This is a genomic window from Amycolatopsis sp. CB00013 (assembly GCF_001905755.1).
GTDB lineage: Bacteria > Actinomycetota > Actinomycetes > Mycobacteriales > Pseudonocardiaceae > Amycolatopsis > Amycolatopsis japonica.
Genome location: NZ_LIWC01000004.1, coordinates 309,827 through 323,223, shown reverse-complemented (window position 1 = coordinate 323,223; position 13,397 = coordinate 309,827). Strand labels below are relative to the sequence as shown.

Annotated in this window: 13 protein-coding genes; 3 read left to right on the top strand and 10 right to left on the bottom strand. The window is 69.7% G+C overall.

The annotated features are described in order from the left end of the window. Positions 1-99: 99 nt before the first annotated feature. A complete protein-coding gene (locus AMK34_RS28180; protein WP_038519576.1) occupies positions 100-924 on the top strand; it encodes a hypothetical protein in 825 nt (274 codons plus the stop codon). Between the two features lie 61 nt (positions 925-985). Here the strand turns inward: AMK34_RS28180 and AMK34_RS28175 are convergent, their stop codons facing one another. Genes AMK34_RS28175 through AMK34_RS28165 form a run of 3 tightly spaced genes read right to left on the bottom strand, consistent with a single transcriptional unit; the run spans position 986 to position 3,328 of the window. Beyond that, the gene (locus tag AMK34_RS28175; RefSeq protein WP_073847373.1) at positions 986-2,332 is read right to left on the bottom strand and encodes a hypothetical protein; all 1,347 of its coding nucleotides are present in this window, start codon (positions 2,330-2,332) and stop codon (positions 986-988) included. Positions 2,333-2,390: 58 nt separating this feature from the next. Next, positions 2,391-2,831: a VOC family protein gene (locus AMK34_RS28170; RefSeq protein WP_073847372.1), complete on the bottom strand. Its 441-nt coding sequence runs from the start codon at positions 2,829-2,831 to the stop codon at positions 2,391-2,393. A gap of 11 nt (positions 2,832-2,842) precedes the next feature. After that, positions 2,843-3,328 carry a pyridoxamine 5'-phosphate oxidase family protein gene (locus AMK34_RS28165; RefSeq protein ID WP_073847371.1) on the bottom strand — a complete coding sequence of 162 codons (486 nt, stop codon included), beginning with the start codon at positions 3,326-3,328 and terminating at the stop codon, positions 2,843-2,845. A 241-nt stretch (positions 3,329-3,569) separates the two neighbouring features. Between AMK34_RS28165 and AMK34_RS43785 the strand changes: the two genes are divergently transcribed. Both AMK34_RS43785 and AMK34_RS28155 read left to right on the top strand, forming a co-directional pair. Continuing rightward, positions 3,570-4,517 (top strand): cold-shock protein, encoded by a 948-nt coding sequence (locus tag AMK34_RS43785; protein ID WP_073847370.1) that lies wholly within the window; start codon positions 3,570-3,572, stop codon positions 4,515-4,517. Positions 4,518-4,643: 126 nt separating this feature from the next. After that, complete coding sequence (locus tag AMK34_RS28155; protein WP_073847369.1) at positions 4,644-5,348, top strand: hypothetical protein; 705 nt, start codon at positions 4,644-4,646, stop codon at positions 5,346-5,348. On the opposite strand, the gene AMK34_RS28150 is transcribed toward AMK34_RS28155, so the two are convergent. From AMK34_RS28150 to sucC, 7 genes are all read right to left on the bottom strand, one after another. Next, positions 5,345-6,121, bottom strand: a complete 777-nt coding sequence (locus AMK34_RS28150) for a hypothetical protein (protein ID WP_038519591.1) — start codon at positions 6,119-6,121, stop codon at positions 5,345-5,347. The genes AMK34_RS28155 and AMK34_RS28150 overlap by 4 nt on opposite strands. A 226-nt stretch (positions 6,122-6,347) precedes the next feature. Then, positions 6,348-7,910, bottom strand: a complete 1,563-nt coding sequence (purH, locus tag AMK34_RS28145) for a bifunctional phosphoribosylaminoimidazolecarboxamide formyltransferase/IMP cyclohydrolase (RefSeq protein WP_016331202.1) — start codon at positions 7,908-7,910, stop codon at positions 6,348-6,350. Continuing rightward, a complete protein-coding gene (gene purN, locus AMK34_RS28140; RefSeq protein ID WP_037332511.1) occupies positions 7,907-8,524 on the bottom strand; it encodes a phosphoribosylglycinamide formyltransferase in 618 nt (205 codons plus the stop codon). The genes purH and purN overlap by 4 nt, the downstream gene beginning before the upstream one ends. A 76-nt stretch (positions 8,525-8,600) precedes the next feature. Continuing rightward, entirely contained in the window at positions 8,601-10,073 is a 1,473-nt protein-coding gene (locus AMK34_RS28135) for a cell division protein PerM (RefSeq protein ID WP_073847368.1), read from the bottom strand. Positions 10,074-10,216: 143 nt separating this feature from the next. Then, positions 10,217-11,026 carry a DUF5336 domain-containing protein gene (locus AMK34_RS28130; RefSeq protein WP_038519602.1) on the bottom strand — a complete coding sequence of 270 codons (810 nt, stop codon included), beginning with the start codon at positions 11,024-11,026 and terminating at the stop codon, positions 10,217-10,219. Positions 11,027-11,334: 308 nt separating this feature from the next. Continuing rightward, on the bottom strand, positions 11,335-12,222 hold the full coding sequence (gene sucD / locus AMK34_RS28125) for a succinate--CoA ligase subunit alpha (RefSeq protein ID WP_005165134.1): 888 nt from the start codon (positions 12,220-12,222) through the stop codon (positions 11,335-11,337). A 1-nt stretch (position 12,223) separates the two neighbouring features. Beyond that, entirely contained in the window at positions 12,224-13,393 is a 1,170-nt protein-coding gene (gene sucC / locus AMK34_RS28120; protein ID WP_073847367.1) for an ADP-forming succinate--CoA ligase subunit beta, read from the bottom strand. Positions 13,394-13,397 lie beyond the last annotated feature (4 nt).

The following is a 13,397-nucleotide window of genomic DNA, read 5'->3' as shown; positions in this document are numbered from 1 at the left end:
TAGACCGGGTGGCGCAGCGGTTGTCAAGCGAGCCGGAACGATCACCGGACCTGTCACGTCCGAGACCGGGGGTCTTCCCGTCAGGAAAGGAAAACCGCAGTGGACGACGCTTGGCCCGAGACGGTGAACGGCTGGGAACTCGCCAGGGAAGGCCATATCGAGAACTACCGCAAACGCCTGGCCAACCGGGTCACGGTCACCGCGATGTGGGAGAACGGGACCGGGCGGGGCCGGGTGGACGCCCGCACCGAGCCGCTGGGCGGCGGCCGGACACTGACCAGCAGCCGCAAGGACTTCCGGGACAAGGACGCGTTCTGGACCGCCGCGACCTGCGTGCTGGAGATGGCCGCGAACCTGCCGTCGCTGGACTGGCACACGAGCCCTGCGCCCACGGCGCTGGCCGGGACCGTGGCGGGCATGGTCGAGGCGGAGCCCGGCACCAGCGGTTACCCGGAGGCCGAACTGACGTTCACGTTGACCGACGGGCAGACCGTGACGCTGTGCATGACCGACGAACAGGCCTTCGACCTGAGCAACAGCATCTCGCGGCTCGATCACCACGTCTGGTCCGAAGAACGCGAAGACGACGAAGAAGATGAAGACGACTACGACCTCGATCAGGTCGAACCCGTAATCGTTGAAGAAGTGCCTGACGTCAGCGAAGTCCAGTCCGGTCCGGACAGCGGGCACGACCTGGTCATGGTTCTGGAGGAGCGGTTCGGCGTCACCGAGGACGACCTGCTGGCGCACGTCGACTGGTCCGCGCTCATCGTGGTGGGTGAACCGGCGGTGAGTTCCCTCATCGAACGAGGTGGCGAACTGACCGACGCGGTCGCGCCGCGGTGGTATCCGGTCGTGGCGGACCGGCCCGGTGAACGCTGGGTCGTCCTGAAGCGCACCGGCCTGCGCTACCACGGCGAATGAAGCCTCGTGAGCGGCAAGGACGGTCAGAACCGTCCTTGCCGCTCACGAGAGCCGGCCGACCTCAGACGGCACGGGGAAGCGGATCCGGGTGATACCGCCGGAAAGCGGGTGCGGCGGTCCCCGGCTCAGCGTGCAGCCAGTCGTAGAGGAAGCGGAACTCCGGGCCGAACCGGTTCGCCTCGGCGTTCAAGCGTTCCGGTGACGTCGAAGGCCAGCGACCGGTTTCGACGCGGTCCCGCAGCACGCGCAACGCCGTCAGTTCTTCCGCGGCGGTGTGCTGGCAGTGCCCGCCCCGATTCACGAACAGCTGCCGGATCCGGCCGGGATCGACGCGGTCGCCGTAGGTCCGCTCGTGTTCGGGGGCGACGCCGTCCCCGATCGGATGCAGCGTGACGACGGGCTGACGGCCGCGCCCCGTCGGTGTCCCGACGCGGCCGAGCCATCGGGCGGCGGCCTTGTCGGCCTCGACCCGGGGCGCGGTCGCGAGCCGCGCCAAGTCGGCGTCGAGGTCCAGGCCTGCGTCACGGTAGGCCTGGTTCACGAGGCCGCGTTCACTGGACCGGGCGAGCAGGCCGCGGTAATCCACTCCGGTGTTCCCGGTCGGATTCCCGCCGGCCTGCGTCTCCAGATCGGCCCGGTGCGCACCCCAGGCCAGCTGGTCGTAGACCGCCTGGACGAACTTCGTCTGCTGACGGATCTGCTCGGCGACATCGGCGGAACGGGGATGATGCGCCGTCGACCAGCCGGGGACGTCGGCGAACGCGTTGGCGAGAGCGAGCCGCGCCCGTCCATCGGGTGATTCCAGCGCCTTCGCGATCACCTGATGGGCTTTCGCGAGATTCGCCCCCGGGTCGGCGATGCGGACGATCTCCAGCTCGGGCGCCAGCAGCGTCCGGACCGTGAACCCCAGATCGAGCGACTGGCCGAACAACGCGGAACCACCCGCGACGGGACCGCACATCGCCAGCGCGCCGTCGATCCGGTGCGGGAGCCGCTCGGACAGCAGGACCGCGTTGAGCCCACCGCCGGAAGCTCCCCAGGTGAGCACCTGCTCCGGGCGGCCGACGTTGTGGTCGAACCAGGACAGCAGTGCCGTCTGATCGTGAACGGCTTCGCGGGCCGAGAAGCCGTTCGGCTTGCTGTAGAGCGACGCGGCCAACGCGTACCCGTCGCCGAGGAGAACGGGTTTCGCCTCCGCCCGGTTGGCGAGCTCGATCTCCTCGGGAACGTAGCCCGGCGGATAGATCCCGTGGTTGTACAGCAACAACTTGCCGTTCCAGTTCGACGGCACCTCGACCCGGTACCGGGCACCGTCGATCGTTCCGGTGTGCACGTGGACGTCGTCCGTGCCGATGGCGGGCGCACCGGTGACGATCAGCGCGGCGGCCAGGATTCCTGTCAGTGTCATGGCGGAAATGCTGGCAGCGCGGGGCGTCGCGGGAATCCGTCGAGACGCGGCTTCTCGCCTACGCTTCTCGGCGTACGAGCGCTTCCGCCAGCTCGACGACGATCCCCTCCGGGCCGCGGACGTAGCAGAGCCGGTAGCTGTCCTCGTAGCGCACCAGCTCGCCGACGAGCGTGGCGCCGTGCGGCCGCAACCGCTCGAGGGTCGCGTCGATGTCCTCCACCGAGAACACGAAGTGACTGATACCGGGCGTGTTCATCGGCGCGTGCGGATCACCTTCCGGCCCTTCCGGCGTGTGGTACTTGATCAGCTCCACTCCGCCGTGGCCATCCGGCGGCCGCAGCACGGCGATATCCGTCCGGACCCCTTTCAACCCGGTGATGCGATCGACCGTGTCGCCTTCGAGCGACGCCTCGCCTTCCAATTCGAGACCGAGCGCGAGGAAGAACGCCTTGGCCGCTTCGAGATCGTGGACGACGGCACCGATGTGTTCCAGCTTCATGATCGCTCCTTTCAGGCGCTCTGACGGCGGATGAGCTCTTCGACGGCGGTGGGCAGTGTTTCCTCGAAGTCGATGAGCTTGACCCAGGTCGGGGTCATCACGATGCGGACCATGCTCTCGTAGAGCGATTTCACCTTCTCTTCCCATTCGGCCCGCTGCTCCGGCGTCATCTCGTAGGTGCCGTTCCACTGCATGTACTCGTCGGGGATGCCGTCGACGTGGTCCAGCTCGACGGTGCCGCGCAGGAGCAGGACCTTCGGCGGGTGCGATTCGGTGTCGATCGTCAGCGCGACGGCCGGGTTGCGGCGCAGCGAGTGCAGCTTCGGCGCGTTCGTCGAGGTGCACATGACGATCTCCTTGCCGTTCCAGTGGATGCTGATCGGGATCGCCCGCGGCGTGCCGTCGGACGCGGTGTAGGCCAGCCGGGCCATGTCACGGGCCAGGAGCTCCTGGCTGTACGGGCGGTTCAGGATCTCGTCGATCGTGCTCTGCCGCATGTCTCTCTCCTCGGGTTCGCCGTCTTCGCGGACACCCCGGGGACGCCGCTGTCCGCCGCACTTCGACATCCCGAAATGTGACCTGCGTCACTTCACCTATAGGCCTGGTCTCGGAACTCGGCGTGAACCAACGGCCCGCCCCTTGGCTCCGCACCGCCCGCCTGTGGGCCCGGCCCGACGGACCGGAGGTCCGTCAGAGAGACTGAGGGCCAGTACCCGCCCTCTCGACCTGGAGCCTTTTATGCCGCAAGGGACCGTCCGTTGGTTCGACGCCGAACGGGGTTTCGGCTTCCTCGCGCCCGAGGACGGCTCGCCGGACGTGTTCGTGCACGCCTCCGAGATCGTCGGGGACGGCGGCGCGAAGATGCTCCGCGAGGGTCAGGCCGTCGTGTTCGAGGTCGGCGAGAACGACCGCGGGCCCCAGGCGCTGCGCGTTCGCGTCACCGCCGATGCGGCCACCGGCAGCGCCGTGGGCCTGCTCGGCACCGTCAACTGGTACGAGCCGGGCAAGGGGTACGGCTTCGCGTCGCCGGACGGCGGCGGCGCCGACATCTTCGTGCACAGCTCCGCCATCGTGACCGGCGGCGTGGTCACCGAGGGGCAGCGGGTGGCCTTCCTGATCGTCGAAGGCGAGCGCGGACCGCAGGCCGGGCACGTGATCCCGCTGGGAGCAGGGGCCGGCTCACCCGCCGCGGCCGGTATCGCGGACGGTGCCGACGGCACGGTGGCCTGGTACGACGAGGACAAGGGCTTCGGTTTCATCAACCCCGACTCCGGCGCAGGGGACGTCTTCGTTCACGCCCGGGCCCTGGCCGAGGGGCTGACGTGGCTCGCGGAGGGCGACCGCGTCGCCTACGAGGTGACCAGTGGAGACAAGGGCCCGCAGGCCCGCGACGTGCACCTGGTCCGGGGCACCGAGCCCCAGACGGCGCCGCAGCGGTCGGCGCCTGCCGCGGCCGCGGGGCCGGCTGCGCGGGACGTGCCCGTACGAGGCGGCGAGGGCGTCGTCGCGCGCTACGACGCCGACCGCGGCTTCGGCTTCATCACCCCGGACGCAGGCGGCGACGATCTCTTCGCCCACGTGTCCGTGATCATGGGATCGGAGCCGCTGCAGAAGGGTGACCGGGTCCGGTACACGGTGCGTCAGAGCGACCGGGGCCCGCAGGCCGACCGCATCGAACGCCTCTGAGGAGGCGGCCCCACCGAAGGCTGATCACTTCCCGGCGGTAGTCGTAGCGAGCTAAATGCGATCCGGTTGTCGAAAGCGCCCCTGGCCAGGCGTCGCTCTCATGAAGACACAAGAGAGAGGACAGTCATGGCGAAGGAATCCGAGGTCCGCTTCGAGGGCTTCATGCCCACCACCCCCGCCGACACCTGGGCCGCGATCACCACCGCCAGCGGCGGCTGGCTCTGGCCGATCCAGTACGAACCCCACGACGGCGGCGCCGAGTCCGGCCTCACCCCCAACGGCGGCATGGTGACCGTCTGGAAGCCGTCGCGGCGCTTCGTCACGTACGCGGAAGACGAGACCGGCTGGTTCAACACGCTCGAATACGTCCTCGAACCGAAAGACGGAGGCACGTACCTGCGCTACGAGCACACCACCGTCCTCGACGACTGGGACGTCGAATACGACGCGTGCGAGCAGCACACGGCGTTCTACCACCACTCGCTGGGCGAGTACCTGACGCACTTCAACCGGCGTCAGGCGAAGTACTTCAAGGCCGACGCGCCCGACGCGTCGAAGGCTCCGGAGGCGTTCGAGACCGTGAAGGCGGCTCTAGGCGCGAAGGCCGTAGGCGACCGAGTGCATCTCGAAGTCGCCGACGTCGAAGGTGTCGTCGACTACCTGACGCCGGCCTTCATCGGCGTCCGGACCGAAGACGCGCTGTACCGCTTCTACGGCCGGAACGTCTGGGGCTGGCCTGTGGGCATCGGGCACCACCTGTTCGCCGAAGACGCCGACGCGGACAAAGCCGCGAAGGCGTGGACAACCTGGTTGAACGGCCTGTACGCCTAGCGGGGCAGGTTCTTCACGAGTTCGGCGCCCACGGATTTCGCCACTTCAGCGGACTCCGCGGGCGGGATCGGCGAGTTCGTGAAGAACCCTTTGTCCCAGCCCTTGTAGGTGACGAGGACGACGTACACGCCCTGGATGACCCGCAGCTCGGCGCCGCTGAAGGCGCTGTCGGTGTCGAGGGAGACGAGGACCGCCTTCTCCCCGATGCCCTGCACCTGCTGCTGGCGCTCGGACGGCGCGGCCGATCCGGTGGACGACTCGGCCGCGCGCTTCTCGGCGTCCGGGCCCTCGTGGCGGTACACCATGACCTGGAGGGCGCGGTCGTGGACGTTGTCGCTCTCCGGCGGCAGCCAGGAACAGCCCTGCTGCTTGGTGACGATCTCGCCCGCTTTGATCTCGTTGTCGCGGACGCCCTGGAAGCTGGTGGTGAACGTCTTGTTCAGCAGCTCCGGGGAGACTGCGCACTCGGCGGGCGGCTGCTGCGACACTGGCGCCTTGCCGACCGAGGAGTAGTACTCCGACCCGAAGATGGCGCCGGGGATGCCCAGCCCGAGAAGGACCACGACGCCCACGATCACGCCGACGATCAGCCCGGTCTTTTTCTTCTTGGGCGGCTGCCCGTAGCCGGGCGGGCCATAGCCGGGCGGCGGACCGTATCCGGGACCGGCGGGCTGGCCGTAACCCGGCTGCTGTCCGTAGCCCGGCTGCCCTCCCTGCCCAGGCGGCGGGCCGTAACCCGGCCCCTGGCCGTACCCCTGCGGCGGCTGGTGCACCGATCCTCCCCTGGCGACTCACTTACGTCCGCGTCGCGTTTAGCCCGCTAAAGGCGACACGCGCCCGGACCTGCGTTTCGCGGGCTAATCGCGATCCGGGGCCAGCATGGCACGAACCCCAGGACCCGGGCACCGGGAACGCCCGCGAACCCCCACGGATCGCGATTAGGGGGCTAAACGCAGGTCCGCGCACGGATCGCGTTTAGCCCGCTAAACGCAGGTCGGGTCAGTGGGCGAAGTGCCGCGTGCCGGTGAGGTACAGGGTGACCCCGGCGGCCTCGGCGGCGGCGATGACCTCGGCGTCGCGGATCGAGCCGCCCGGCTGGACGACGGCGCGGACGCCGGCCTCCAGCAGGACCTCGAGCCCGTCCGGGAACGGGAAGAAGGCGTCCGAAGCGGCGACGGAGCCCTTCGCCCGATCCCCGGCCCGCGAGACCGCGAGACGCGAAGAGTCGACCCGGTTGACCTGGCCCATGCCGACGCCGACGGTCGCGCCGTCGTTCGCCAGCAGGATCGCGTTCGACTTCACCGCGCGCAGCGAACGCCACGCGAACTCGAGGTCGGCCAGCGTCCGCTCGTCGGCGGGCGCGCCGGTCGCCAAGGTCCAGTTCGCCGGGTCGTCGCCCTCGGCGGCGATCGTGTCGACGGTCTGCACCAGCATGCCGCCCGAGATCGGCCGGAACTCGATCGGATCCGGCGACGTGATCGCGGGCAGCTTCAGCAGCCGCACGTTCTTCTTGCGCTGCAGGATCTCGAGCGCCTCGGCGTCGAAGTCCGGCGCCAGGACGACCTCGGTGAACACCTCGGAGATCTGCTCGGCGGCCTCACGGCTCACCGGCCGGTTGGTCGCGATCACCCCGCCGTAGGCCGAAACCGGGTCGCACGCGTGCGCCTTCCGGTGCGCCTCGGCGATGTCCTCGCCGACCGCGATCCCGCACGGGTTGGCGTGCTTGATGATCGCGACGGCCGGGGCGTCGAAGTCGTAGGCGGCGCGGCGCGCGGCGTCGGTGTCGACGTAGTTGTTGTACGACATGGCCTTGCCGTGCAGCTGTTCCGCGTGCGCGAGGCCGGGCCGCCAGTGCTTGTACAGCGCGGCCTTCTGGTGCGGGTTCTCGCCGTAGCGCAGCACGTCGCCGCGCTCCCACGAAGCGCCGGTGAAGTCCGGGAAGCCGGAGTCGTCCGCGGGCGCGTAGACGTTGGCGAACCACGCGGCGACGGCGGTGTCGTACGCCGCCGTGTGCGCGTAGGCCTGCGCGGCGAGCCGCTTGCGGTCGGCCAGTTCGAAACCGCCCGCCGCGACGCGCTCCAGCACCCACTCGTAGCGGGACGGGTCGACCACGACGGCGACGCTGTTGTGGTTCTTCGCCGCGGCACGCACCATCGCCGGACCGCCGATGTCGATGTTCTCGACACAGTCCTCCGGGCTCGCACCCGAGGCGACGGTCTGCGTGAACGGGTACAGGTTGACCACGAGCAGGTCGAACGGCGCGATGTCGAGCTGCTTGAGCTGCTCGACGTGCTCCGGGCGGTCACGGTCGGCCAGCAGACCGGCGTGCACGCGCGGGTGGAGCGTCTTGACCCGGCCGTCGAGGGACTCGGGGAACCCGGTGACCTCTTCGACGGGCGTCACCGGCACCCCGGCGTTCGCGATGACCTTCGCCGTGCCGCCGGTCGACACGATCTCGACACCCGCCGCGTGCAGCCCGGTGGCGAGTTCGAGCAGGCCGGCCTTGTCCGAGACGCCGATCAGCGCGCGCCGGACGGGACGCTGTCCCTGTGCGGTACTCACGAAAACCTCACCTTTCGTCCCTCGACCGAGCACCCGCTCCGGCCGAGTTTCTCGATCGTTTCCACCAGGAGCCTGCGTTCCACGGCCTTGATCCGCTCGTGCAGGACGTTCTCGTCGTCGTCGGGCTCCACGATCACCGGCTCCTGCGCGATGATCGGCCCGGTGTCGACCCCGGCGTCGACGAAATGGACCGTCGACCCGGTGACCTTGACGGCCATCGCCAGCGCGTCGGCCACGGCGTGCGCGCCGGGGAACGACGGCAGCAGGGCCGGATGCGTGTTGATCACGCGGCCGGGGAACCGCGCGAGGAATTCGGCGCCGAGGATCTTCATGAACCCCGCGGAGACGACCAGGTCCGGCTGGTAGGCGGCGACGGCTTCGGTGATCGCCTTGTCCCACGCCGCGCGGTCCGGATGGTCGGCCATCCGGACGGTGAACGACGGCACGCCGGCGCGTTCGGCCCTGGTCAGCGCCGCGACCCCGGTGCGGTCCGCCCCGACGGCGACCACCTTCGCCGGGAAGTTCGGCTTTTCGACGGCGTCGAGCACGGCTTGCAGCAGCGTGCCGGAACCGGACGCGAGGACGACGAGCTTCACCGGAGTGGGCAGGTCCAACCGACTAGCCAGAACGGGCTCCTTGCCACGGCGGTACGCACTCGGGCGTACGGCGCTTCACCTGGTCGCGACAACCCTAACGGTCGTCGCCGGGGGCGCTTTCGTCGCCGGACCCGTCGGTGGACTCGGTCACAGCGTCATCATCGGCACCGTCGACGACATCGTCCTGCTCGGGCTCGGTTTCGGGCTCCGATTCCGCCGGGACCTCGTCGGTTTCCTCGCCCAGCTCCGCGGCGAGTTCCGCTTCGGCCTCTTCGTCGAGCGCCGCGTCTTCGAGTGCTTCCGCCTCGGGTTCCTCAGCCGGTTCTTCCTCGACTTCGGCGATCTCTTCGACGTCGGGTTCACCCGGCGACGCGGGGGCCTCGTGCGGTCCGGCGAAGAACGCGACGAACCCGCCGGGGACGACGATCCAGCAGAAGGCGATCACGGACGCGACGCCGACCGGCACGCTGACCGGGTCGAACGGCCCGTCGCCGAGCCTGCCGCCGGAGACGGTCCCGAGGATGACGCAGCCGAAGGCGACCAGCGCGCCCGCGACGGCGACCGCCCGCATCCGCAGCATCGGATCCTCGTCGATCGCGCGGATCCGCCAGCCGACCAGCGCACCGACCAGCGCGGGCAGGAGCAGCAACGCGGGCCACCAGACGGCGTGGTGCGACGGGATCCCCGCCAGCACCGGCACCCCGGGCACCTGTCCTTCCTGGTAGCCGAACATGCCGACGGTCAGCGAGCCGACCGAGAAACCGGGCCCGGTGGTGAACGACAGCGCGGCGACGACCGCGTTCGGCAGGTAGGCCACGGAGAGCACGAACAGGCCGAAGCTCGCACCGAAGCCCGGCTCGAACAGACTGTCCACAGTGGACCACGACAGCGCGGTGGCCGCGGTGAACACCACGGCGCCGCAGGCGATGAGCGCGGCGAGGCCGAGTGCGCCCGCCCGCAGGCCGTGGACGGCCACCGGGTCGAACCGGTCCCGGACCACGGCCGGAAGCCCGCAGACCTTGGCGACTCCGGCGACGGCGGCGAGCCCCGCGAGGAGGCCCGGCACGCAGAAAGCGGTCAGCGGGTTCACGTCGATCGGCGACCCACCGGTCGCCAGGGCGATCAGCACGCCGAACAGCGCGTGCGCCCCGGCGATCACCGTCACCACCGGGACGGCGTCGGCGGGGGTCCGGCCGCCGACGCGGCGGGCGGCGCGCGCGGCCGCCCTCGCCACGAGCCAGCCGACGGCGAGCGTCGGCAGCAGCGGCAGCACGCCGAGTGGATGACCGCCGAGGTCGAGTTCCACCTGCCACGAGGCGAGCCAGCCGGGGCCGGCGGCGAGCAGGGCACCGGTGGCGGAGAACCGGGTCCGGTCGGCGGCGAACGAGACCACCGCGAGCACGGCCGCGATGGCGGTAAAGGAGAAGAGCAGGGGCGCGCAGGCGGCGGCGAGCAACACACGAACCCGCTTCGCCCTGGAGACCTCCAGCTCGGGGACGAGGTCGCTCACCGGCTCTTCGCCCGGCGGGCGTTCGTCGCGGGTGAGCAGCTTCATGAACCGCACCATGACATCCGGACTGGGCCGTCCGGGTGAGGCACGCCGCCGCCGGTCGGGGCACGTGGCCCAACCCACCCGGTCGGGTACCCCGGAAAAGAAAAGCACCCGCTGTGACACGGAGAGTCACAGCGGGTGCTTTCGCGTTCGGCAGGTCAGCTCTGCTGGCCGAAACCGCCGGGCGGCGTGCCCGGGTTCTGACCCGACTCCGACGACGAGGACGGCGGCTGCTGGAAGAACTGGCCCTGCTGCGGCGCGTACGTCGTGGCCTGCTGGCCCGGCGGCTGCGTCACGGGCGGCTGGAATCCGCCCGGCTGCGAAAACGGACCGGACTGCTCGCCCGGTTGCTGCCCCTGCTGGCCCGCGCCGGGGAACGGCTGGACCTGCGTGGCGGCCGGGCCCTGCTGACCCTGCTGGCCGAACGGACCCTGCGGGCCCTGCTGCGGGAACTGCTGGCTGTACGGGGCCTGCGGCGCCTGCTGCTGCGGCTTCGCGGCGGGCAGCTTGATGACGTCGTGTTCGAAGAGCAGCGCGGCGACCGCGACCAGCATCTGCAGGATGCCGAGGATCAGCACCACGGTGAGGATGCCCGGGACCGAGACGTCCTCACGGCCGCTCCCGTAGCCGATGACCAGGTCCAGCGCGCCGAAGGCGCCGATGACGCTGAACAACGCGGCGAACGGCAGCGTCTTCGGGCCACGCGGCAGCGCGTGCAGGGCCGCGAGCAGACCGCTGACCAGGAGGAAGACCGAGATCTGTCCGGCGGCATCGGCCTCGTCGGAGAAACCGATGAAGAACTGCACCAGGCCGAGGACGGTGACGGCGAGCGCGAGCAGCAACGCCAGGTTCAGCGGGGCGGCCGGTGACGGCGCCTGCTGCTGCGGGAAGGCCCCCGAGGCGGGGTTGGGGTGTTGCTGGCCGCCACCCTGCTGGGGGTAGCCGGGCCCACCGCTGGGATAGGACATCCGAATGCTCTCCTGTCGTTCGACCGGCACCCCGGGGCGCGCGGGACTCCCGGGACAAACGAGGCGGCTGTGATGCTCGAACGCTAGCGCACACGCGGACACCCCACGCCTCGGGCTCTGAGACGTCTGTACACCCGATCAGGTTCCCGGCGGAACCCCTTCCCGACCGTCGGATCGCGTTTAGCCCGCGAACCGCAGGTCGACCGCGGACGTGCGTTTCGCGGGCTAAACGCGATCCGGGGCGAAAAGAGGCGGGCCGGGCACCAGGTGGTGCCCGGCCCGCCGGGGAAAGCTCAGTCTCCGAAGGATCAGAGGCTGTTGTACAGCTCGCGCGCCAGGACGGCGGTCTCGCTCGGGGTCTTCCCGACCTTGACGCCGGCGGCCTCGAGGGCCTCCTTCTTCGCGGCGGCCGTGCCGGAGGAGCCGGAGACGATGGCGCCGGCGTGGCCCATGGTCTTGCCCTCGGGCGCGGTGAAGCCGGCGACGTAGCCGACGACCGGCTTCGTCACGTTGTCCTTGATGTAGGCCGCGGCGCGCTCTTCGGCGTCGCCGCCGATCTCGCCGATCATCACGATGACCTTGGTCTCGGGGTCGGCCTCGAACGCCTCGAGGGCGTCGATGTGCGTCGTGCCGATGACCGGGTCGCCGCCGATGCCGACACCGGTCGAGAAACCGATGTCACGCAGCTCGTACATCATCTGGTAGGTCAGCGTGCCCGACTTCGACACGAGGCCGATCGGGCCCGCGCCGGTGATGTCGGCCGGGATGATGCCGGCGTTCGACTTGCCGGGGCTGATCACGCCGGGGCAGTTCGGCCCGATGATGCGGGTCTTGTTGCCGGTCGCGACGGCGTGCGCCCAGAAGTAGGCGGAGTCGTGCACCGGGATGCCCTCGGTGATCACCACGGCGAGCGGGATCTCGGCGTCGATCGCCTCGATGACCGCGTCCTTGGCGAACTTCGGCGGCACGAAGATGACCGAAACGTCGGCGCCGGTCTCCTTGATGGCCTCCTCGACCGTGCCGAACACGGTGAGGTCCTTGCCCTCGATGGAGACGGTCTGACCGGCCTTGCGGGCGTTGACGCCACCCACGATGTTCGTGCCGGACTTCAGCATCTTGGTCGCGTGCTTCATGCCCTCGGAGCCGGTGAGCCCCTGGACGATGACCTTGCTGTTCTCGTTGATGAAGATCGACATCTCACGCACCTGCCGCGGCGAGCTCGGCGGCCTTGTCGGCCGCGTTGTCCATTGTGTCCACCACGGTGACCAGCGGGTGGTTCGCGTCGGCAAGGATCTGACGTCCCTCGACGACGTTGTTGCCGTCCAGCCGCACGACGAGCGGCTTGGTGGCCTCGTCGCCCAGGATCTTCAGCGCCTCGACGATGCCGTTCGCGACCGCGTCGCAAGCGGTGATGCCACCGAAGACGTTGACGAAGACGCTCTTCACGTCGGTGTCGTTGAGGATGACGTCCAGACCGGCCGCCATGACCTCGGCCGAAGCGCCGCCGCCGATGTCGAGGAAGTTGGCGGGCTTGACGCCGCCGTGCTTCTCGCCCGCGTAGGCCACGACGTCCAGCGTGGACATCACGAGGCCCGCGCCGTTGCCGATGATGCCGACCTCGCCGTCGAGCTTGACGTAGTTGAGGTCCTTGGCCTTGGCCTTCGCCTCGAGCGGGTTCTCCGCGTCCTTGTCGACCAGGGCCTCGTGGCTCGGCTGACGGAACGAGGCGTTCTCGTCGAGGGTGACCTTGCCGTCGAGGGCGATGATCTTGTCCTGCGGGTCACGGACCAGCGGGTTGACCTCGACCAGGGTCGCGTCCTCGGAGACGAAGGTCTCCCAGAGCTTCACGACGACGTCGGCGGCCTCGTCGACGACCTTCTCCGGGAACTTGCCCGCGGTCAGGATCTCGACGGCCTTCGCCTTGTCGACACCGGCGATCGCGTCGACCGGGATCTTCGCGAGCGCTTCGGGGCGCTCGACGGCCAGCTGCTCGATCTCCACGCCACCTTCGGCCGAAGCCATCGCGAGGAAGGTGCGGTTCGCACGGTCCAGCAGGAAGGAGAAGTAGTACTCCTCGGCGATGTCCGAGGCTTCGGCCACCAGCACGCGACGCGTGATGTGGCCCTTGATGTCGAGACCGAGGATCGCCTCGGCCTTTTCCGCGGCCTCGTCCGGCGTCTGGGCCAGCTTGACGCCGCCGGCCTTGCCGCGGCCGCCGGTCTTGACCTGCGCCTTGATGACGACCTGGTTGCCGATCTTCTCGGCGGTGGCCTTGGCTTCTTCGGGGGTGTTTGCCACGGCACCCGGCAGAACCGGTACTCCGTGGGCGGCGAAGAGATCCCTCGCCTGGTACTCGTAGAGGTCCACTACT

Excerpts from the sequence above, each read along its gene's own strand:
- AMK34_RS28130 (WP_038519602.1), bottom strand. The coding sequence starts at position 11,026 with ATGTCCTATCCCAGCGGTGGGCCCGGCTACCCCCAGCAGGGTGGCGGC.
- AMK34_RS43785 (WP_073847370.1), top strand. The coding sequence starts at position 3,570 with ATGCCGCAAGGGACCGTCCGTTGGTTCGACGCCGAACGGGGTTTCGGC.
- sucD (WP_005165134.1), bottom strand. The coding sequence starts at position 12,222 with ATGTCGATCTTCATCAACGAGAACAGCAAGGTCATCGTCCAGGGGCTC.
- AMK34_RS28135 (WP_073847368.1), bottom strand. The coding sequence starts at position 10,073 with ATGGTGCGGTTCATGAAGCTGCTCACCCGCGACGAACGCCCGCCGGGC.
- AMK34_RS28165 (WP_073847371.1), bottom strand. The coding sequence starts at position 3,328 with ATGCGGCAGAGCACGATCGACGAGATCCTGAACCGCCCGTACAGCCAG.
- AMK34_RS28170 (WP_073847372.1), bottom strand. The coding sequence starts at position 2,831 with ATGAAGCTGGAACACATCGGTGCCGTCGTCCACGATCTCGAAGCGGCC.
- AMK34_RS28175 (WP_073847373.1), bottom strand. The coding sequence starts at position 2,332 with ATGACACTGACAGGAATCCTGGCCGCCGCGCTGATCGTCACCGGTGCG.
- AMK34_RS28155 (WP_073847369.1), top strand. The coding sequence starts at position 4,644 with ATGGCGAAGGAATCCGAGGTCCGCTTCGAGGGCTTCATGCCCACCACC.